This window comes from Fibrobacter sp. UWH6 (assembly GCF_900142465.1).
Lineage (GTDB): Bacteria > Fibrobacterota > Fibrobacteria > Fibrobacterales > Fibrobacteraceae > Fibrobacter.
The window spans coordinates 35478-55965 of the sequence record NZ_FRAX01000004.1; the positions used below are offsets into that span (position 1 = coordinate 35478).

Annotated in this window: 15 protein-coding genes; 3 read left to right on the top strand and 12 right to left on the bottom strand. The window is 51.3% G+C overall.

Annotated features, from left to right (window positions below):
- Positions 1-12 precede the first annotated feature (12 nt).
- Complete coding sequence (locus BUB73_RS04915; protein WP_073160614.1) at positions 13-1209, top strand: SO_0444 family Cu/Zn efflux transporter; 1197 nt, start codon at positions 13-15, stop codon at positions 1207-1209.
- On the opposite strand, the gene BUB73_RS04920 is transcribed toward BUB73_RS04915, so the two are convergent.
- Genes BUB73_RS04920 through BUB73_RS04935 form a run of 4 tightly spaced genes read right to left on the bottom strand, consistent with a single transcriptional unit; the run spans position 1200 to position 5681 of the window.
- Positions 1200-2633, bottom strand: a complete 1434-nt coding sequence (locus tag BUB73_RS04920) for a hypothetical protein (RefSeq protein WP_073284041.1) — start codon at positions 2631-2633, stop codon at positions 1200-1202. The two genes, BUB73_RS04915 and BUB73_RS04920, sit on opposite strands and share 10 nt — an antisense overlap.
- Positions 2630-3601 (bottom strand): glycosyltransferase family 2 protein, encoded by a 972-nt coding sequence (locus BUB73_RS04925; RefSeq protein ID WP_073284044.1) that lies wholly within the window; start codon positions 3599-3601, stop codon positions 2630-2632. Before BUB73_RS04925 ends, BUB73_RS04920 begins: the two co-directional genes overlap by 4 nt.
- A complete protein-coding gene (locus tag BUB73_RS04930) occupies positions 3601-4542 on the bottom strand; it encodes a glycosyltransferase (protein ID WP_073284045.1) in 942 nt (313 codons plus the stop codon). Before BUB73_RS04930 ends, BUB73_RS04925 begins: the two co-directional genes overlap by 1 nt.
- A 29-nt stretch (positions 4543-4571) precedes the next feature.
- Positions 4572-5681 (bottom strand): glycosyltransferase, encoded by a 1110-nt coding sequence (locus tag BUB73_RS04935; protein WP_073284048.1) that lies wholly within the window; start codon positions 5679-5681, stop codon positions 4572-4574.
- Positions 5682-5722: 41 nt separating this feature from the next.
- Between BUB73_RS04935 and BUB73_RS17545 the strand changes: the two genes are divergently transcribed.
- Positions 5723-6895, top strand: a complete 1173-nt coding sequence (locus BUB73_RS17545; RefSeq protein ID WP_073160624.1) for a glycosyltransferase — start codon at positions 5723-5725, stop codon at positions 6893-6895.
- Here BUB73_RS17545 and BUB73_RS04945 read toward each other — a convergent pair.
- The 3 genes from BUB73_RS04945 to thiC all read right to left on the bottom strand — a co-directional run bounded on the left by BUB73_RS04945 (position 6870) and on the right by thiC (position 9685).
- On the bottom strand, positions 6870-7571 hold the full coding sequence (locus BUB73_RS04945; RefSeq protein ID WP_073160626.1) for a MauE/DoxX family redox-associated membrane protein: 702 nt from the start codon (positions 7569-7571) through the stop codon (positions 6870-6872). The genes BUB73_RS17545 and BUB73_RS04945 overlap by 26 nt on opposite strands.
- Positions 7572-7580: 9 nt before the next feature.
- The gene (locus tag BUB73_RS04950) at positions 7581-7862 is read right to left on the bottom strand and encodes a hypothetical protein (protein ID WP_073160628.1); all 282 of its coding nucleotides are present in this window, start codon (positions 7860-7862) and stop codon (positions 7581-7583) included.
- Positions 7863-7960: 98 nt separating this feature from the next.
- Entirely contained in the window at positions 7961-9685 is a 1725-nt protein-coding gene (thiC, locus tag BUB73_RS04955) for a phosphomethylpyrimidine synthase ThiC (RefSeq protein WP_073284050.1), read from the bottom strand.
- 176 nt (positions 9686-9861) lie between these two features.
- Here thiC and BUB73_RS04960 point away from each other — a divergent pair, with 176 nt between their 5' ends.
- Complete coding sequence (locus BUB73_RS04960) at positions 9862-12243, top strand: HD domain-containing phosphohydrolase (RefSeq protein WP_073160632.1); 2382 nt, start codon at positions 9862-9864, stop codon at positions 12241-12243.
- Between the two features lie 179 nt (positions 12244-12422).
- On the opposite strand, the gene ilvD is transcribed toward BUB73_RS04960, so the two are convergent.
- From ilvD to BUB73_RS04985, 5 genes are all read right to left on the bottom strand, one after another.
- Positions 12423-14282, bottom strand: coding sequence for a dihydroxy-acid dehydratase (ilvD, locus tag BUB73_RS04965; protein ID WP_073284053.1), 1860 nt, complete (start codon positions 14280-14282; stop codon positions 12423-12425).
- A 145-nt stretch (positions 14283-14427) separates the two neighbouring features.
- On the bottom strand, positions 14428-14883 hold the full coding sequence (gene tenpIN, locus BUB73_RS04970; protein ID WP_073160635.1) for a type III toxin-antitoxin system TenpIN family toxin: 456 nt from the start codon (positions 14881-14883) through the stop codon (positions 14428-14430).
- A 232-nt stretch (positions 14884-15115) separates the two neighbouring features.
- Positions 15116-16579 carry a THUMP domain-containing class I SAM-dependent RNA methyltransferase gene (locus BUB73_RS04975; protein ID WP_073284055.1) on the bottom strand — a complete coding sequence of 488 codons (1464 nt, stop codon included), beginning with the start codon at positions 16577-16579 and terminating at the stop codon, positions 15116-15118.
- 28 nt (positions 16580-16607) lie between these two features.
- Positions 16608-18461 (bottom strand): EAL domain-containing protein, encoded by a 1854-nt coding sequence (locus BUB73_RS04980; RefSeq protein WP_158236641.1) that lies wholly within the window; start codon positions 18459-18461, stop codon positions 16608-16610.
- A 169-nt stretch (positions 18462-18630) separates the two neighbouring features.
- Positions 18631-20481: an MBOAT family O-acyltransferase gene (locus BUB73_RS04985; protein WP_073284058.1), complete on the bottom strand. Its 1851-nt coding sequence runs from the start codon at positions 20479-20481 to the stop codon at positions 18631-18633.
- Positions 20482-20488: the final 7 nt, after the last annotated feature.

Here is a 20488-nt window from a genome sequence, read left to right on the forward strand (position 1 = left end):
AGGAATAATATCATGGAATACGTAACAATATTTCTTTCTGCATTAATAGAACTCTTTGCCGAAATGGCGCCCTTCCTGCTTTTAGGGTTCCTATTGGCGGGAATTTTGCACGTGTGGGTTCCCAGATCCTTATATGTTCCTAAGATAAGTAAGCCTAACTTCAAGTCGGTTCTGCTTTCGGCGCTATTTGGAATTCCGCTTCCTATTTGTAGTTGTGGCGTAATCCCTACGGCGGTGGCCCTACGTAAGGAAGGGGCTAGCAAGGGTGCCAGCGTCAGCTTCTTGATTTCTACGCCTGCTACTGGGGTGGATTCCATTCTGGCGACTTATTCTTTGCTGGGACTCCCTTTTGCCATTCTCCGTCCGGTGGCTGCATTTGTCTCTTCGATGTTCGGCGGGCTGCTAACCAATCTGGTAACGCGGGGCGAGGCTGAAGATGACCTTTCGAAAATTGCGGTTCCCAAAAGTGAATGCGGCTGCGGCAGTTGCGGTCACGACCATAAGGAACACGACGAACATGAGAATCACGAATGTTGCTGCTGCCACGATCACGACCATGATGAACATGAGGAACGCAAGTGTTGCTGCGGTCATGAAGAAGTGCATGGTTGCAGTTGCTGTCTCGATGAACACTCTTCTGAAAAGGCGAACGGTTTTGTTGGAAAATTGAAGGAAACTTTCAAGTACGGCTTCGGCGATTTATTGCCTGAAATTACCCGCTGGCTTTTGGTCGGTTTGGTTTTGGGTGCCTTGATTGCTGCCTTCGTTCCCAATGAATTGTTCATGTCAATTCGCGAGTATCCCATCCTCTGCATGTTTGCCATGCTGTTGATCTCCATGCCCATGTACACCTGTTCCACAGGCTCCATCCCTCTGGCTTTGGCCTTGATGGCAAAGGGACTTCCTCCTGGTGCTGCCTTGGTGTTGCTGATGGCTGGTCCTGCAACAAGCATTGCATCTATGGTTGTGGTGGGTAAGACTTTTGGCAAGCGTACTTTGATTGCCTACCTAATCAGCATTGCTGCCGGAGCTTTCTTCTTTGGATGGCTGGTGGATACGTTCATGATGGACACCTTCCTTAGCACCATAACTGCAAATGGCCACTACGGGGATGGTGATGGCCTGGGATGGTTCGATTACAGCTGTGCCGCTGTTCTTGCCTTATTGATTTTGGTGGGATTTATTCCCAAGAAGGGGCATCACCACTGAATGGATCCGAATCCGTAGGTTCTGTAGCCTTCGTAATCTCCGAAGAATCGTGAGTAACCGGCACGGATGCTCATCCACCTAAAGGGATAGAATTCCAGCTTGCCGCCTACTTCGTAATACCTGAATGAGGTTTCATCATTCAGGTATTTTTTGTCGATGGCGCTTTCGGGAGTGTGAATGTCGGTAATGTTTCCGCCGAATGCGGTATCCTTGGCGACGGCGCTGGCAAGCAATGTTCCGCGGATGAGGGCGTCTTTCAGCAGACCGGATTCTACGCGGTAGAGACCGCTAACTTCGGTGTAGAGTTCCTGACTGTTGGGGCCTAAATCGCTGCCCATGCTCTGGGCGTAGCTGGCATAGGTGTAAGCGCCGCCTTTGTGGTGGGTGTAAACCCAAGGTTCGATGCGGGTGTATTCCCCATACCAGTTCCAGAGCGTCTTGCCGAGACGCAGGCTGTCGCGGGCGATGCCAACAGAGGCTGCCCACTTATTGCCCCACCAGGAATCATCAAACATGGAGGTGGGGGACTTCATGTCGTCCCAAAGCAGTTCGCCGTAGAATTCCCAATGGGGAATGGTCTTGACGCTTAGATCAAAGGCTAGGCCGATGTTGTCTTGATCTCCCTGCAGATGTTCCTGGAAAACGTAAGGGATAAAGGGAATCATGTAGGACCATTCAAAGTCGCGGCCGCTGCTATCGGCATCCAGGTTGGGGTTGGAGCCTGCGGGTTCTGTTGTGGTTCCATAGAGGGCCGTTTCGGAAAGTCCCAAGGTAATGTTGGCCGGCAAGTTCAGGTCAAGACGATGGACGTGTAGATATTTACCGTTCCCTTTTTTCTCGAAAAGCTTCATGCCGTACTGGGAATATACGACAGGGCCCACTTCAAACTGATAACCGAAATAGGGCGTAGGGGCCGGGTCGCTAATGCGGCTACTGCTATCTTGCCAAGGGCGGTAGTTTGCCTGTTCTCCGCGGAGAATCACATGGTTTCGACGGGCGGGACCCATGTCCAGGTAATCAAAACCGCCAAGCAATGTTACGGCGGAAAGCTGGTAGCTGGCGTGTGCGGCGAACAGGTCCCAGGTTCGCTTGGTGTCGCTCTGCTTGTTGTAGGGAATGCCTTCGTTGGGGTTGTAGAAATGGTCGGCGATATCGCGGTTGGTAAAGTCGGTGCTGACTTTTACTCGGGCAGCGAACTGGAAGGCATCTGTAAAATGACCATCCAAAAACAGACGCACCGACATGGCGTTGTCATAATGGGTGGGGGTGTTGCCTTGACCTGGAATTTTTTCGTAATTGGTAATTGCCAGGGAATCCAACAGCTGGGCGTGTATATTGACTTCGTAATTTTTTGACGTATCGACTACGGTAAAATGAGCCGATGCATAAACGGCTAACAATAGAAGGGCGGCGACGATTCTCATTTGAAGGCTTCCTTCAACAAGGCTAAATGATGGCGGAGGTATTCCCTCTTTTGTTTGGCGGAGGCTCCTGCCAGACAGCGGGGAAGGGCGGTCAATATGCGGACAAGGCTACGGGTCATGCGGAATAACTTGGAAAGCAGAAGTCCGCGGAGTCCGAAATGCTTGCGGAACACGTATTGCTGGGAGCGGTCATGCTGCAGGGCGCGACTGAGGCTGTTGCTTGCGGAGCCGCCACCCAGGTGGGTGATGGGGGCGTTCTGTGCGATGTAGAAGCGTGCGCCCAGTTTGCGGAATCGCAGGGCCAGATCCGCATCTTCGTAGTACATGAAAATTTTTTCGTCGAACCCGCCGACGGTTTCCCAGAGGGCTCGGTGCAGCATCCAGCAGACGGCACTTGCCCAGTGGACTTCCTGAAGACCATTTTTGTCGGCGGGGGCGGGTGTGCCCTCTAGAATGCGGGCGGCACCTGATTCGCTGCGGAAGGCGTTTAGGAAAAACGGAATGGCTCCAATTCCGTCGGGGCCCAGTCCAGCAAAAAAATTGTTCTGACGGCTGCCGTCTGCGTTTAGCGTTGTAGGCGCGATGATCGCTTCGTGGCCTGCTTCTGCAGCCTGGTCAAGATTCTTTCGCAACGTCACGATAGCTTCTGGATTGAATCGCGTGTCGTTGTTGAGAAGGCAGATGGCGTCGAATTCTATGCCGTCTGCGATGAGACCCTTGATGGCCCCGTTGTTGGCGGCGCCAAAGCCCAGGTTGCCTTTTTGCGGGTAGAGGTGTACCCATGGAAAGTGGGCTCGGATTTTTTCTACAGTTCCGTCGGAACTTCCATTATCGGCGATGGCTACGACGAAATGACCTGCAGTTTCTGCATCGTTGGCAGAAACCAGGGGCAGCAAATCTTTAAGGCAGACCTCGGTCAAGGCCCATCCGTTATAGGTAACCAAAATAATGGCAGTCTGCTTTTCCATCAGGATTTCCCAAAAAGTTTTTTAGCCAGTGGTAATCCAAGGGCGCTAAAGAGAATCTGCATTAATCTGGTGACTGCAGATGTCTTTAAGAAAAGGTCATCTCTGTGGGCAAAAACCCAGGGGAGGAATCGGAAAGCGGTTGTGTGAGCTGTCTTGTGTTGAGTCCAGCGCAGGTGCTTTTTCGCGAAATTGATTTCCCCGTCATTCATTTTGAGTCGGTCTGCGTTGGCGATAATTGTCTCGTTCCAGGAAATTGCCGTGGCCAGGGTCTTGCTCATGCAAGGCGTGGCGACACCTCCAACGGCGTTGCCTCCGTGAATGCGGTAGCTGGCGACGGTTTCATCGATGGCGACAATGCCTCCGTTCTTCAGGGCCATCATGGCGATCCAGCGGTCGTGTACGGTGACCCCTTCTGGAATGGGGAGGATCTCGTTCAGCAATTCTACTCTGAAAAGAGAAATCATTCCCGTGACGTTGTTGATGCCGGCAACCTGGCGGCAAATGTTGGAGTCCTTGCTAATATGGGCGAGGGCGCGCCAGGAATCTGCAGTCTTGTTGCCTTGACCGTCTATGATCTGGGCGTCTCCAAATGCAAGGGCCTTGCTGCCGATGCCCTGGACCAACTTTTCGTTTTTGGTTGGATTCCAGATGTCGTCCTGGTCGGCGAGAGCGATGAAATCTCCCGGCTGTACAAGCTGTCGAGCGTATTCCAGCGCTTTCGAAAATGCGGCTCTGTGCCCCGTGTTGGTTTCATTTCTGTAAAAATGGAGGGGGAGCTTTTCTCTATAGCTTTCTACAATTTCGCAAGTCCTGTCAGACGAGGCGTCGTCAAGAATGGTGACGGATTTTGCCGGAAGGGTCTGCCATGCAATGGAACGGAGCATTTCATCAAGATAGCGCTCGCCATTATAGGTGCATAGGACAACGTGTACAGAGTTCATTGCCCTAATATATAAATATCGGGAGCTGTTTAAATCTGAGAAAAGATGTTCAACACCTGTTGTTGGAACTCTTGGTCTCTACGGCCTGCAAAAAGGAATTGGCGGACCTCTTCAAAGGTTTTTTGATTCCACGCCTGGGGCAAATCAAGGATCTTCTGGACGGCGTCCTGAACGTTGCCGGGGTCGTAGGTCATCCAGCAGGGAAGCCTGTAGTCCTTGACGTATTCTTCGTTGGCGGCTAACACGGGAATGCCACATTGCAAGGCTTCGAAAAGCACCATGGGGCCGCTTTCAAACTTTGACGTTACAAGCAGCAGGTCCATTTGATTCTGAAGTTTTTCCTTGACCTCGTTAGGGGAAAGCCAACTGTAATTATGAACAACGTTAGATGTTCCGCAGTCCTGGACCATCTTGTTGAAAATGTCCCTGTCGGGGCCTTGTCCGATGACGTGAAAATGAACGCCTTTTTCTTTTAGCAGGCTTGCTAGCGGGGGGATGATCTCCTGACCTTTTTGCCCGAAGTATAGTCTGCCGATGTTTGCGATGTTTCTTACTTCGGAAGGTGCTTTGGGGGCTGCGTCTTCCTGGTAGGTCAGCGGGTTGGGCAACTGGAATACAGGCGTCTCACTGGGAATAAATCTGCGGAGCAGACGTTCCTGGTAAGGCGTGTTGACGATCCATTTCGAAATCTTCGGATAGACTTTCAATGCCAGCCTGTCGCGGAGTGTTCCAAACTTGGCCAGCGATTCCTTTTGGGTGAAGGCCATGGGGTAATAAGAAATCAATTCCAGATTGAGTTTGGAGGCGGCAACTACGGCGGGAATACAACGTTCTATGTTGCCCGGGCAGATGATAAGCTGCCTAAAGTTGGCGGAACCTGCTCCATGTTCTTTTAAAAGTTTGAAGGCCTTGCCCGACTTACCCGAAAACCTATCTCGAACAATGGGGAATGGTCCCTGGGAATGGTAGGGTAGGGGAATCCGTTCAATGGAGGGGTGTAACTCGGAATCAAACTTTTGAGCGGAAAAGAAAAAATGCACCTGGTAACTTTCTGCCAGAATGTTGGCGATACGGGCCGAAAGAATTTCCTGGCCGCCCCATTCCGACGCATCGCTATAAAAGTAGAGGTGCTTGCTCATAGCCCACAATATAAAAAAAGGAATTTTTTATAATTGACGTTGTGAAGAAAATCCTTTTTGTTTGCGATAAGAATGAGTGTACCAGTTTTGGACGCCTAACCTTGAATTTGGTGAAGGCGGTAACGCCGGAGTTTGAAACCCATGTGCTGTGGTTAAAGACACCCAAGTTCTTCCCGGATGCGGCCAAGTCGGCTGAAGGTGCCGCTGCAGTGGTGTCGCCGGATTCCTATACTTCTCACGAAGTGTGGGCCAAGTCGCTCTATACTGGATTCATGAGTTTCCGCAGTCCTTTAAAGAAGGCGATTAAGGCGGTGCAGCCGGATGTGGTTTTCTTTATTCGACCGGAGTTGGGTTTTCTGGTGCCGGTGGCAAAGTCGGCGTTAAAGGCTTGCAAGAATGACGGACGTACAGTCATGTTCGTTCACGATACCTTTGCAGAAACCCTTTACCCCACAAGTGCCAAGTTTATCCTGTTGAACCTGTTCTATATCCGTGCAACCGTCAAGGCGGATTCTTTTGTCTATAATTCGGGATGGACTCGTGAACAGGCTGCGGCTCACTTTGGCAAGAAAATGTCCTGTGCTCCCGGCTCTGTAATCGGTTGCCCCATTGACCAGGATCTGTTTAACAAGCCCGAAGTGGCAATTACTGCCGACGATAAAAAGGCATTCCGTCGCAAGCACGGTATGCGTAATTTCGAGGGCATGTGCGTTAACGTTAGCCTTGATGAACCCCGCAAGAATATCGACACTTATTTTGAAACGGCAAGGCTCCGCCCCGATGTGGCCTTTGTCCGTGTGGGTAAACTTTCGGAACGACTCCGCGAAATCATTAACGTTAAAAAGCTTTATAACGTCTACCATTTTGAACGCCTGAACGCAACGGAACTGCGGGACTTTTACCGCCATGCCGACCTGATGGTATACCCCTCTTTGTTAGAAGGTTTTGGCCTGCCTCCTATTGAATCTCTTGCCTGCGGAACTCCTGCCCTGTGTGCAGCCACCTCTGCGGTAAAAGAAAACCTGGAAGGGGTTGTTCCTCTGATTGATCCGCCTACCGATGCCGAAGCCTACGCCAAGGTAATTGACCGCGTCATCGCCGGCGAAAATGTGGTAGACGAAAAAAGAGCAGCGGAACTTTTACTCCACTGCTCTATGAATTCCTTTAAGAATTGTGTGCTTTCGGCACTTACTTCTTTTCTGTCCAGACCTTGATTAGGCTTCTGTTCTTGCGGAAGATAAGCCACAGGGTGGGCCAGATCAGCACCAGGTCGCGGATAAGGCTTGTCCAGGCTTCGGCCTTGTCGTGAGCGTCACCGTCTTCCAGTTCGAAGCAACCGCAGGTAATGCCTAGGTCGTTGCCCAGGGCCCAAGCCAGCGCGATAATGAAGCTGACGAACATCCAGAAAATAGCGAAGGCGCTTTCCTTGACGAAGGGGCTAAAGATCATGGCCAGACCGAACCACAGTTCAAACTGCGGGTACACCAGGGCGAAGAAGTTGTTGATGAAATCCAGGTGCAGGGTGGAGAAGAACTGGTACTGAGCCACCAGCGTTGCAAACTGGTGAGGATCCTGGATCTTGAAAATGCTTGCGAAAATGAACATGCCGCCAATGCCCACGCGGAACAAGGTTTCCAGGGCGCGGATGGCGAAGTCCTTGTGAAGCTTGTAGGCGGGAATGCAGATGCCTGCTGCCACGATGATGGCTCCCAGACCCACATGAATGTTATAGCGGTAGGACTTGGGCCAGATATCGATCATCCAATCCTTGTCGGTAACGGTCAGGAAGGTTTCGGGGAACGAGATTTCTGCAACGCCGAAAGCGACAAGAATGGAGGCGACAATCAGCAGTGCCAGAGAAATTGCGGTCTTCTTGGTAAACTTTTCCATATGGCCCCCTTACAGAATGTCTGCCGGCTTTTCCAGGATTTCCTGGCTTCCGATCCATTCCACAGACTTGGAATCTTCGACGCGGATATTGTTTACGATGGCGAGGATCACGCAGAAGGCGGCAATGCCCAGGAGCACGATCCAGTTCAGGGACTTGAGGTAATTGAAGGGGCGCACTTCAAGCATACCCTTCAAGAAATAGAACAACGGCAGAATATAGGTCCAGGTCAGAATCTGCACGACGCAAATCTTGACGATGGAAATGGCGAGTTGAATGCAATCTTTGATCATGCTGAAAAGATATAAAAAAGCGAGTTCCCGAATGTACGGGAACTCGCTTTTTTACACAAAGTTAGAATTTGCCTTTCGGCGTCGCTTTGGATTTTCTGTTAGACATCGCCGATGTCGCCGGTGGCCACAAAGTTGCGGATGGCGCGGGTAATGCGCATGCTGCAGAAGTTAGGGCCGCACATGGAGCAGAAATGGCTGGACTTTGCCTGGTTGCCGGGCAGAGTCGCGTCGTGGTATTCCATGGCCTTTTCCGGATCCAGGGACAATGCGAACTGGTCGTTCCAGCGGAAGTCAAAGCGGGCACGGCTCAGGGCATCGTCGCGGAACTGGGCTGCAAAATGTCCCTTGGCGATGTCTGCGGCGTGGGCGGCCAGCTTGTAGGTCACAACGCCTGCACGAACGTCGTCGCGGTTGGGGAGGCCCAGATGTTCCTTGGGGGTCACGTAGCAGAGCATGGCGGTACCGTACCAACCAATCTGTGCTGCACCGATGGCAGAAGTGATGTGGTCGTAGGCGGGAGCGATGTCGGTAGTGAGAGGTCCAAGAGTGTAGAAGGGGGCGCCGTGACATTTTTCCAGCTGGCGGGCCATATTGTCCTGGATCTTGTGCATAGGCACGTGACCCGGACCTTCGATAATCACCTGAACGCCGTATTCCCAGGCGATCTTGGTCAGTTCGCCCAGAGTATCCAGTTCGCCGAACTGGGCTTCGTCATTGGCGTCGGCCAGAGAACCCGGACGGAGACCGTCACCCAGGGAGACGGCTACGTCGTACTGTGCCAGAATTTCGCAAATTTCGCGGAAGTGGGTATACAGGAAGTTCTGCTGGTTGTGCTTCATCTGCCACAGGGCGAGAATGGAACCGCCTCGGCTAACGATACCGGTGGTACGCTTGGCGCACATGGGGATGTGTTCCAGCAAAAGGCCTGCGTGAATGGTGAAGTAGTCCACGCCCTGTTCAGCCTGTTCGATCAAAGTGTCGCGGTAAAGTTCCCAGGTCAGTTCCTCGGCCTTGCCGTTGACCTTTTCCAGGGCCTGGTAGATAGGCACTGTTCCGATAGGTACGGGGCTGTTGCGGATAATCCATTCGCGGGTTTCGTGAATGTGCTTACCGGTAGAAAGATCCATGACGGTATCTGCACCCCAGCGCACGGACCACACCATCTTTTCCACTTCTTCTTCGATGGAACTGGTAATGGCGGAGTTGCCGATGTTGCTGTTGATCTTCACCAGGAAGTTGGTGCCGATGATCATAGGTTCGCATTCCGGGTGGTTGATGTTGCCCGGAAGGATGGCGCGGCCGGCGGCAATTTCGTCGCGGACGAATTCGGCGGTAATGGGCTTGCCGTTAGCTTTTATCTTTCCTGCGGCCACCAGTTCGTCAATACGCTGGTTTTCGCGGATAGCCACGTATTCCATTTCCTTGGTAATGACACCTGCGCGGGCATAGTCCAGCTGGGTCAGCTTGTGGCCAGCCTTGGCGCGCATGGGGTGGTGTTCTGCGCTAAAGCGCAGGTGGTCCAGCTCGTGGTTTTCACGGCGGGCGCGGCCATAGGCAGAAGTCATGTCGTCCAGCTGTTCGGCGTCGCCACGTTCGTTAATCCAGCTTTCACGGAAACGTTCGATACCCTTGGTTACGTCGATCTTGGCGTCGGCATCGCTGTAGGGTCCGCTGGTATCATAGACGGTAACAGAGGTAAAATCCGGATCTTCAATCTGGATTTCGCGCATGCCGACCTTGATATCATTGAAAATCTTGCCGGAAACGAACACCTTCTTGGAGTTCATGAACGGTTTCTGGAGCGAATCCTTCTGATCACTCATAAATAATCTCGCTTTTCTTTGGCCTTAATCTAGGCGCAAGTTAATTTCATCTTGTAACGAACTGGAATATAGAATTTTTAAAAAAATGTAAGCGTTGTGAAATTCCGTTTGCCTAGGTGTATATTATTAACATATATTGTAAGAAATAAATATCTTAAAGTGGAATTACATTTTCGATGCAGAAGAGAATCATATCTTACAAGGGTGACGAGGAATTACGGAACAATTTGGAAGTCCTGAAGGCGATTTTGCCCATGACTGGGAACGGAACTGAATTGCCTAGGATGTACATCCAGATTTTCACAACGGTTCTGAGCCCGCACAAGCTGCAGCCTATCTGGACGATCATCGAGGAAGTATTCCCCGGTGTGCCTTGGTTCGGAAATTCCACTAGCGGTAACATCGTTGACTGCGATGCTGCTGCCGAAATTACCATTGCGGTTACTTTTTTTGAAAAGCCCACGACCCAGTTCAAACTTTTACAGTACGACATGTCCAAGATGTCGGCCCGCGAAATTACCCAGAGCATTGTGGCCGAGGCCAATGAAAATCCGTGGGTCAAGGCTATCGAAATGTACCGTACCATTTCGGCCAACTCCTCTACAAATTTCTGCGAAGGCATGGATGGTCTGCGTCCCGATATCCAGATGTTTGGCGGCATTGTCTGTTCTACGGATTTAAGCAGTTCTGATTCCTGCGTGTTCTCTTCTGTCGGCGGTTATAACCCCAACGGTCTGATTATCCTCTTTTTCGGCGGCGAAGATTTTATTGTGGAGTCCATCAAGATCAGCGGATGGAAACCTATCGGACGTAATTTCCATGTGACCAAGTCCGACGGAAGTGTTCTCCACGAATTGAGCGGCATTCCCGCTTTCGATGTTTACCACAAGTATTTGAACATCAACAACGACAGCAATTTCTTTATGAATGCGCTGGATTTCCCCATTATGTACGAACATAACGGAACCACCATTGTCCGCGCTCCTGCTTCCAGCAATCCGGACGGTTCCATCAACATGAGTTCCGATGTACAGGTGGGTTCTATTGTTAGACTTTCCTATGGAGAACCTCAAACCATTCTGGAATCCATTAGGCAAGAAAGCGAAAAGATCAAGGTCTTTAATCCTGACGTGCTGCATATCTTTTCTTGTGCCGCCCGCAAGGCCTTCTGGGCCACCCAGGAACCGACCTACGAAATTTTTCCCTTTAAGTGCATCGCCCATAGCACGGGATTTTTCTCCCACGGTGAATTCCTGCGTGAGAAGTTCCACTTGAATCAGCATAACATTACCCTTGTGATTGCGGCTATGCGAGAGGGCCCCGGCAAGGGATTGCAGGCTTCGGCATTCAAGCGCCATGAAGCTCGTTCCACCAAGTTGCCCCTGGCCGCACGAATGGCAACCTTCATTCGCGAGACTTCCTTCGAACTGGAAGAAATCAACAGCAAGCTGCAGGTGTACAACCAGCAGCTGAAGGGCCTTGCTTCTAGGGATAGCCTGACCGGGCTTGAAAACAGGTTGGCATTTGATTCCCTGTTAAAGCGAATTGATTCCGAGGGGAATGCTCCTTCGGATTGGTCGATGCTCATGATCGACGTGAACGGTCTGAAGTATACCAACGATACTTTTGGACATCTGGCTGGTGACGCCTTGATCGTGGCAGCTGCCCAGACCGTTACAGAGGCCTTCGGTGCTTCGGGTCATTGCTTTAGAATTGGCGGCGATGAATTTGTGGTTGTTGCAGACGCCGGCAAAGAAAAGATGTTCCAACTGCAGAAGCGCCTTCGCAATGCGGTTGAGACTTACAACAAGACCGCCCTGTACAGGCTTTCGATGGCTGTAGGTGAAAGCCGTTTGAAAAATGATTACGGCATGCGCAAGTCCATAAGCGACTGGAAAATGGATGCCGACTTGAATATGTATCGCGATAAGAGTGCGTCTCATCATGCGGATAGTTACGGCGAAAATCAGAATTTGCGAGAACTGGTGTCTTGCCTGATTTCCATCGAAGAAGCAAAGGATGCATACACTGCCCATCATTCCGACCGAGTGCAGGAACTTTCCATTAAGTTTGCAAAAGCTCTCGGACTTTCTGACAGTTCCCTGAAGATGATTTCTGATGCGGCCATTCTCCACGATATTGGTAAGGTGGGAATTAGCGATGCTATTCTCGGCAAGCCGGGAAAGCTAACTGATGATGAGTTCGCCGCGATTAAACAGCATCCGGCTATCGGTGCCAAGATTTTGATGCAGTCCAACTATACCCAGGAACTGGTGAATATTGTGATGCATCATCATGAACGTTATGATGGTAGAGGCTACCCGGAAGGAATTTCTGGTGATGATATTCCGCTGGGTTCCCGCATTATTGCCATTGCGGATTCCATCGACGCCATGACCAGTAAACGTTGCTATCGTGATGCCATGTCCCTGGATTTCTGCCGCGAAGAGATCGAGAAAAATCTTGGGAAGATGTACGATCCTGCCATTGGCAAGGTGGTGCTGGACATGTGGGGCGAAGTGACCGATGAACTGCTACGCCTGATGAGTAAGCGATGACGTAAGGGGGGCTCTCCCCCCCCCTTAGAACCCCCGCTGAAATGTGCGATGCACATTTCGTCGCAGGCTTTGCCTGCGATTTATTCGCAGAAGGGGAATGCAAAAAAATCCCGGCGGTTTTTTGAACCGTCGGGATTTTTAGCTAGGCTGTATGCGGGTGCGGCCCGCGCCATGTTCCTTTATTTTACGCCAATCAAAGACAGGTCGCGGACTGCGCCCTTGTCTGCGGAGGTGGCCATGGCGGCGTATGCCTGGAGTGCCTTAGAGACTACGCGGTCACGGGAAACCGGCTTCCATGCCTTTTCGCCACGAGCTTCCATAGCCTTGCGGCGAGCGGCGAGTTCGTCGTCGGTGAGCTGCACGTTGATGGTGCGGTTCGGGATATCGATTTCGATAACGTCGCCAGTTTCCACCAGACCGATGTTACCCTTGTTAGCGGCTTCCGGAGAAGCGTGACCGATGGAAAGACCGCTGGTACCGCCAGAGAAGCGACCGTCGGTAAGGAGAGCGCAGCTCTTGCCCAGGTGACGGCTCTTGAGGTAAGATGTGGGGTACAGCATTTCCTGCATGCCCGGACCACCCTTAGGACCTTCGTAGCGGATCACAACGACGTCGCCAGCCTTCACCTTGTCGCCAAGGATGCCGTTCACGGCGTCTTCCTGAGATTCGAACACGACTGCGGGACCGGTGAACTTCCAGATGGATTCGTCAACGCCTGCAGTCTTCACGATGCAGCCGTCCTGAGCCAGGTTGCCGTACAGAACTGCGAGACCGCCGTCCTTGGTGTAGGCGTGTGCGCCATCGCGGATTGCGCCCTTTTCGCGGTCCAGATCCAGAGATTCGTAGTAGGTGCTCTGGCTGAAAGCGACCAGGTTGTACTTGCGGCCGGGGCCTGCCAGGTAACGCTGCTTGATTTCTTCGGTTGCGTTGCCGCGGACGATGTCGTTAATTTCAAGAGCTTCGCCCATGGTTGCTGCGTGAACAGTCTTTGCATTCTTGTGGATGAGGCCCATGCGGTCCAGTTCACCGAGGATGCCCATGATACCGCCAGCGCGGTTCACCTGTTCAATATGGATGTTGTGAACGGTGGGAGCAACCTTACAGATGCAAGGAGTGTTCAGGGAGAGACGGTTGATGTCCTTCATGGTGAAGTCAACGCCGGCTTCCTGAGCCACAGCCAGGAGGTGGAGCACGGTGTTGGAGGAACCGCCCATGGCGATGTCCAGACGCATTGCGTTTTCGAAGGCGTCCATGGTAGCGATGCTACGGGGCAGGATGCTTTCGTCGCCTTCGTCGTAATACTTGTGGCAGAGTTCCACGATGCGCTTACCGGCAGCTTCGAACAGCTTCTTACGTTCGGAGTGGGTGGCGACGATGGTGCCGTTGCCCGGGAGAGAAAGGCCAAGAGCTTCGGTCAGGGAGTTCATGGAGTTTGCAGTGAACATGCCGGAGCAGGAACCGCAAGTGGGGCAGGCGTTAGCTTCGATAGCGGCAACTTCTTCATCAGAAACGGAGTTGTCTGCAGAATCGATCATGGCGTCGATCAGGTCAAGAGCGCGATCCTTGCCGTCCTTAGTGGTAACGTGACCAGCTTCCATGGGGCCACCAGAAACGAAGATGGCAGGAATGTTCAGGCGCATGGCGGCCATGAGCATACCCGGGGTCACCTTGTCGCAGTTGGAGATGCAGACCAGGGCGTCGGCGCGGTGGGCGTTGGCCATGTATTCGGTAGAGTCTGCAATGAGGTCGCGAGAGGGGAGGCTGTAAAGCATGCCGTCGTGACCCATGGCGATACCGTCATCCACGGCGATAGTGCTCATTTCCTTGGCAACACCACCGGCGGCTTCGATAGCGCGGGCAACGATCTGACCCACGTCCTTCAGATGAACGTGACCCGGAACAAACTGGGTATAGCTGTTAACAACGCAAATCACCGGCTTGCCAAAGTCTTCCACCTTGGTACCTGTTGCGTGCCAAAGGGCACGTGCACCGGCCATTTCGCGGCCTTCCATAGTCTTCAACGAACGAAGTTTCGGCATAATGTTACCTCATAAATTGCGCAGTTCCGTATATGCGGGGCGGGGCTGCGCCGATTCTATAAAATTTGAACGAGGAAAATATAGTATATCGCGATATTTCTCGATTGTCATTCTGAGCCCCAGGGGCGAAGAATCCAGTGAGTTTCTAAAAATCTTTAATCTCTGGAATGAAGTACTGTAATGCTGAATATTTAAAGACCGGCCTTACGCCGAAATCACCGTTTTCAAGGCTATGTTTAAATGCTTGGACATATTCCTGGAATTCACGGATGATTGTATTGATATTTCTCTTTAATTCTAGCCATTCTTTTTTATCAACAGCGCTGTTTCGTTCTATATCTGATTCTTGAATGACTACGGCCTTTGTATAATCAATACCAGGCAGTCCCTTTTGTTCCTCATCTTTTCTTTGGGAAGTGTAGAAATAAAACGCAAATTTATGTTTGAGATTTGTTCTAAATGGTATGGCAAACATTTTATCCTTGCATTCAATAACTAAGGTAAGGTAGGGGCGCCCGTCCTTGTCGGAAAGGATTTCCTTGTGTTCTTTGTGTTTCTCGTAGAAGTCTTTTTTCAGGACAACAGTTTTTACTTCGTTCATTTATTTTTCCTTAAACAAAAAAAATCCGCGTTCTGTAGGATATACAAAACGCGGATATTCATCCAATGGCCGTTCTTTTTTGTCTTAGGTGGGCTGGCCTGCCACCCTGTCATCCAATGGCCGTTCTTTTTTATCTTAGGTGGGCTGGCCTGCCACCCTGTCATCAATTGATAATATACAAAAGTATATGTGTATTTGTCAATAGATTTAATTTGAAAGGCTGGGACGCTTGTTAGATTCTTGCAAAGATTGCGTTTAGGCTGAAGCCGCCGTGACTTGTCTCGATGAGCTTTGCCTCGGGATTGTTGCTTGGGTTTAGGGCAGGGCAGGCTTTCAGCAGGTTTTCTGTGCAGGTGTAATGGGCGCCGCCGCGGGTATCGTCTTTGGGGGCGAGGATGGCTACGGTCAAGTTGATGCCGCGGGGGTGGGCGTCGCGGCTCCATTCGTTTAACTTTTTACCGATTTGGGAATAAAGTTTTGGGGCGTCAAATGCCAGGCGCTTGCCGTAGGGCGGGTTTAGCAGGATGATGATGTTGCGGGCGGATTCGCTCGACGCTTTCTGAAAATCTTCTATGGTGTAGCTGAAGAAATCTTTCAGCTGTGGGTTGATGGTAACCGCGTCGGGATTTGTTTTCGCAATTTCTGCCAGCGGGCTGCATTCTACATTATGCTTGATGATGCTGACGGGGCGTTCCGAAATGTCGGAGGTAATAATCGATAGAAGGTTCGTTGTGGATTCTTCGTCGCTCCGCTCCTCAGAATGACGTAAGGGCGCTGCTGTTTCAGAATGACGTCCTTTTAGGATAAAGTTCCAGGTGCCTTCTTTAAAGGCGGGTTGGTGCTTCAAAGCGAAGTCCCTACATTTCCCAGGAATCAGGCCGTTTGCGATGTAGGCGGCTTCCAGCGAGAAAGTTCCACTTCCGGCCATGGGGTCAATAAAGGTTATGAGGGCGCTCGCGTCGCTCGCTTTGAGGTGTGGGGTCGCACCTTCGGTGCTTTTGGGGTTATTGGTGCTCGCGATTTTTGACGCCTCGAAGATCATGGCGGCGGCTATGGTTTCCTTCAGCGGGGCTTCTGCCACAAAGCGTTCGTGGCCGCGTTTGTAAAGTTCTTCGCCGGCTAGGTCTAGCCAGAGTGTGCAGCGGTCGTCTTGCAGGTTGACGTACAAGTGCTGGGGCGCGCTAGCGTGATCTGTGGGGGTGATGTTTTTGCGGATGCGTTCTTCCACGGCATCGCTATGGTAAAGTCGAGAATGCTTGCACGTGACGTGAATATTTAAAAAGCTTTGGATTCTATCGGCACTTTGTGCCTCCAGAATGACGCTGGGCAAATACAATTCCCAGGGCACTGCTGCTACGCCTTTTTCCAGCTGTCCGAAGTTCTCGGCCTTGAAGGTGGCGATTTCCATGAGGACTCGGTTGGCGATGCGGCTGTAGGCTACGGCCTTCCAGGCTTCGGTAATCTTTGCGGTGAATTCCACCTTGCCGTCGCCCGCGACCTTGATACCTGCGGCGCAGTTCCCATTAGCGGTGCAATCCTGGACGCACTCCACTCCGATGTACTTCAACTCCTCCACCAAAGTCCCTTCAAATCCCAGAGGCACCACGGCCATAAAGCGGTGGGGCTTGCCAATGACCTGACGTTTCAGGCGCTTTTCCAGATTGGATTCTGGGCTTTTATTTTCGGAGGAATTCATCACTACAAATATAAAATTTGCAGTACCCTTATGCGGGTCTAAACTTCTCGATGGGATCTTCCTTTTCGTTTCCGGCTTCCATATCCCTGTTAGCGTTGTAGTTCTGCACGAAATCTACAAACTCATCCTGGGGCAGGGGCCTAGAGAAGTAATAACCCTGAATGTAGTCCACGCGTTGCTTTTCCATGGCGCGCAGTTCTTCTTCGGTCTCGATACCTTCGGCCACCAGCTTCATGTTCAAACCGTGAGACATTCCTTCTACGGCGTTCACCACATACTTGGCCTTGTCATTCTTGAAGTAGGACTTGCTCATGTCGAAGTCCAGCTTCACAATGGAAACCGGCATATCCACCATGTACATCAGGTTAGATTCGCCCTTTCCGAAGTCATCCAAGGAGAAGGTGACGCCATGTTCCAGCATACGTTCCATGTTCTTCAGCAATTTCTGCTTGGTCACGATGGAGGCCGTTTCGGTAATTTCCAGGTTGATCTTCTGGGGCGGAACGTGGTAGCGGTCCATAATCTCGATCAACTTCTGAGACAAGCCTTCATCTTCGCACTGGACCACCGACAGGTTGATTTCGATGTAATCCAACAGGTCCATGTTCTTCGAGATGAATTCGCAGGTCTGTTCAAAAATCTTGTAGCCCAGTTCCGAAATGGAACCGTTCTGTTCGGCAACGGGAATGAAATCGCTGGGCATCAGGATCTTTCCGTCGCGGGTGCGGATTCGGGCCAAGGCCTCGCCAGAAGAAATTCGCTTGTCGTGAACAGAATAGATGGGCTGAATGAACGTCTCGATGCGGTTCTCGATCAGGGCGTTATTCAGTTCTATTTCAAGCTGCTTGCGGTTATGATAAGCTTCAACCAAACTGTCGTTGGTGGTAAAAATTCGGCTCTTTTCGTTGTCGCAGGTCTTGGCGAAACTCAAGAAACTCAGAACTTCTACGGCATTGTTGAATATGGAGCAGTTGTCGCTGCGCACAAATCGGGCCAGTTTAGAAATGTAGGGAATCAGGGCTGCTTCTCGTTCCAGTTCCTTGCCTAGGTCGTCAATGGCTTCCTTGGTCCTGGCGATGGCAATAAAATCCTGGCCGATGCCTCTAAAAACCCATACGCCGGGTATGCGTTCCATGACGCTGAGGGCGTGGGAGGCTTCCTTGTACAGGGCGGTACCAGTCAATGTTCCTGAAGATTTCAATGAAACGGACATCAGGTGGATGGGGGCCTTGATTTCCAGCATTTCGTCCAGGTAGTTCAGCAAGGCGAAATAGTTGAAACAGCCATATTCCTTGTCCAGCTTAGATTCCGGCTTTTCGAGCAAGACGAACAAGATCAACACGCCCAACGCAACGGCCAGGCTAGAAAGCATGATATGGGGAACGTAACGCTGAGTTAGGACTAGGGCCACCCACATGGCAATCCAGAGCAGGATCCCAAAACGTCTACGACGTTCCACCTTTTCGATATTCTTGATCAGGAAAAACAGGGTGACCAGGAAGTTTACGCCCACAATGACATAGCCCACGTTAATGGCCGGTCCGTAAGAAAATCCACGGGGGTCGATATGGGTGGTATGAACGGCTGCTAGAACGATTTCGGCCAGAAGTACGGCCAGGGTCGTCTTGTTCAGGTCGTTATAGGCTTCTTTCTTGAGAATGTTGGCCATCAGGTAGATCAGCACGGTCCCCGAGCAGAGGATGATGGACCCTTCGTAGATTTTACTCATGCCCTTGATCATGTTCAGGGGTAGAGTATCCATATTCTGGATGGCTAAGACCTTCAAAATGTCGAGAATCAGCATTCCCGTAGTAATGCGAAGTGCCCTACTGAACACCCTTTCGCTACGGAGCATCAGACGCTTATGAGTAGAGTAGATCACATGGATCAACACTATTATAATTAGACCGCATATCTGATACTGGAAACTCATCGGTTGTAAAATAACTTTTTATTGTAAGAAAAATGGTTCTTTGACGCGTAAAACGGAAAAAACACCACAAATAGCGGTGTTTTTGACTCAAAGTGTGATTTTGCTTAAATGAAAATCGCTAGAACTGGAAGTAGATGAAGGGGCAGGAGTCTGCGCTCATGAACTGGTAGATCACGAAGATGATAAGGGCCGTTGCCAAGACCATGACCGGGATGGGGAGCATGGCGAAGTTCAGGCGGTACCATCTCTTGTATTTTTTGGGGATCCAGTGGATCAGCATACCGGCAATGAACACCAAGATAATGTTCATGTGTTCCCAGGCGATGGCCGGAATGGTTTCCAGCTTCCAGGCGGTACCCATCTGCTGCACCATGTTCTTGGCGGTGTTCCATGCCACTTCGTTGGCTTCGGCGGGGTCCAGGTTGGAACCGGCGCGGAAGAACAGACGGGTAAAGGTAATGAACACGAAGGTCAGGGTGACGTTCCAGGCGGTATGGAGCCAGCCGAAGGTCCTGTCGCTGAACAGGCGGAAAATCATGACGGCGTAGATGCCGAAGAAGATAACGCCAAACCAGACGGCAGAAATGGCGAAAATGGCGATATGTTCCCGCTTGAAAATGATGGCCGAGACCGCAAACAGGATAAAGGAGGCGAAGGCGCGGAACTTGAGGCTGCGCTTGACCCAGATCTTGTTGAATACCTGGCCGAAACCGTTAAGGCCGCCCCAGATAATGAAGTTCCAGCTGGCACCGTGCCACAGACCGCCCATGATCTGAGTGGTCATGGCGTTCATGTTGGTGGTAATGAACTTGCGGGATTCCGGCTTAAAATAGGCGTACAGGGCGATGTAGACAAAGAACAGGCCGATTCCCAGTCCCACCCAGACGCTACCCGAAAGCAGGATGGCGGTGAGGGCGATAAAGGCAATCCAGAAATAGGTGCCGAAACTTGCGCCGCGGTTGCCGCCCAGGGGAATGTAAAGGTAGTCGCGGAGCCAGCTAGAAAGACTCATGTGCCAGCGGCGCCAGAATTCTGTGGGGGAGATTGCCTTGTAGGGGGAGTTGAAGTTCTGGGGCAGGCGGAAACCCATGAGCAGGGCCACGCCAATGGCGATATCGGTATAGCCCGAGAAGTCGGCGTAAACCTGGAGGGAATAGGCAAACAGGGCAATCAGATTTTCGAAGCCCGTAAAAAGCAGCGGCGTATCGAAAACGCGGTCCACGAAGTTTGTGGCCAGGTAGTCGCTCAGGATGATCTTCTTGGCAAGGCCGTTCAGAATCCAGAACACGGCGATACCGAAGGCAGTGCGGGTTAAGAAGAACTTTCTATAGAGCTGGGGGACGAACTTGTCGGCGCGGACGATGGGGCCTGCCACCAACTGGGGGAAGAAGGTCAGGTAGAATCCGAAATCCAGGATGTTGGATACGGCCTTGATCTTCCCGCGGTAAATATCGACGCAGTAGCTGATGGCCTGGAAGGTGAAGAAGGAAATACCCACAGGCAAGATGATTCGGTCTACCAGGGAATTGGTGCCGAACATGGCGTTACTTGCAGCGGCAAAGAAGTTATAGACGTGAAGTTCGATGCCGAAAATGTCGTAGATTACATCCAGGAAGAAGTAGGCATACTTGTAATAGCTCAGCACCAGCAAGTCGATAATCACTACCAGGACCATCCAGACTTTCTTTTTCCACTGGGTTTCTGTAGATTCGATCCACTTGCCTATAAAGAAGTTGGCCACGACGCAGAAGGCGAGAATGCAAACATAACTGCCGCTGGTCTTATAGTAGAAGAACATACTTGTGGCAAACAGGAAGGCGTTGCGTAAAAGTATGCGCTTGTGAACTAGAGTCAAAATGGCAAAGACCACTGCGAAGAATCCCCAGAAATAGAACTGGGTAAACAGCAGGGGGCTGTTGGGGTCGAAAGAGAAGGTGCGGGTTAAGTAGGGAATAACGTAGTCAAGCATCGTTCAG

What these genes read in the sequence shown, in the direction of transcription:
- BUB73_RS04915 (WP_073160614.1), top strand. Translation starts at nt 13, where the DNA reads ATGGAATACGTAACAATATTTCTTTCTGCATTAATAGAACTCTTTGCC.
- BUB73_RS04920 (WP_073284041.1), bottom strand. Translation starts at nt 2,633, where the DNA reads ATGAGAATCGTCGCCGCCCTTCTATTGTTAGCCGTTTATGCATCGGCT.
- BUB73_RS04925 (WP_073284044.1), bottom strand. Translation starts at nt 3,601, where the DNA reads ATGGAAAAGCAGACTGCCATTATTTTGGTTACCTATAACGGATGGGCC.
- BUB73_RS04930 (WP_073284045.1), bottom strand. Translation starts at nt 4,542, where the DNA reads ATGAACTCTGTACACGTTGTCCTATGCACCTATAATGGCGAGCGCTAT.
- BUB73_RS04935 (WP_073284048.1), bottom strand. Translation starts at nt 5,681, where the DNA reads ATGAGCAAGCACCTCTACTTTTATAGCGATGCGTCGGAATGGGGCGGC.
- BUB73_RS04945 (WP_073160626.1), bottom strand. Translation starts at nt 7,571, where the DNA reads ATGGAAAAGTTTACCAAGAAGACCGCAATTTCTCTGGCACTGCTGATT.
- BUB73_RS04950 (WP_073160628.1), bottom strand. Translation starts at nt 7,862, where the DNA reads ATGATCAAAGATTGCATTCAACTCGCCATTTCCATCGTCAAGATTTGC.
- thiC (WP_073284050.1), bottom strand. Translation starts at nt 9,685, where the DNA reads ATGAGTGATCAGAAGGATTCGCTCCAGAAACCGTTCATGAACTCCAAG.
- BUB73_RS04960 (WP_073160632.1), top strand. Translation starts at nt 9,862, where the DNA reads ATGCAGAAGAGAATCATATCTTACAAGGGTGACGAGGAATTACGGAAC.
- ilvD (WP_073284053.1), bottom strand. Translation starts at nt 14,282, where the DNA reads ATGCCGAAACTTCGTTCGTTGAAGACTATGGAAGGCCGCGAAATGGCC.
- tenpIN (WP_073160635.1), bottom strand. Translation starts at nt 14,883, where the DNA reads ATGAACGAAGTAAAAACTGTTGTCCTGAAAAAAGACTTCTACGAGAAA.
- BUB73_RS04975 (WP_073284055.1), bottom strand. Translation starts at nt 16,579, where the DNA reads ATGAATTCCTCCGAAAATAAAAGCCCAGAATCCAATCTGGAAAAGCGC.
- BUB73_RS04985 (WP_073284058.1), bottom strand. Translation starts at nt 20,481, where the DNA reads ATGCTTGACTACGTTATTCCCTACTTAACCCGCACCTTCTCTTTCGAC.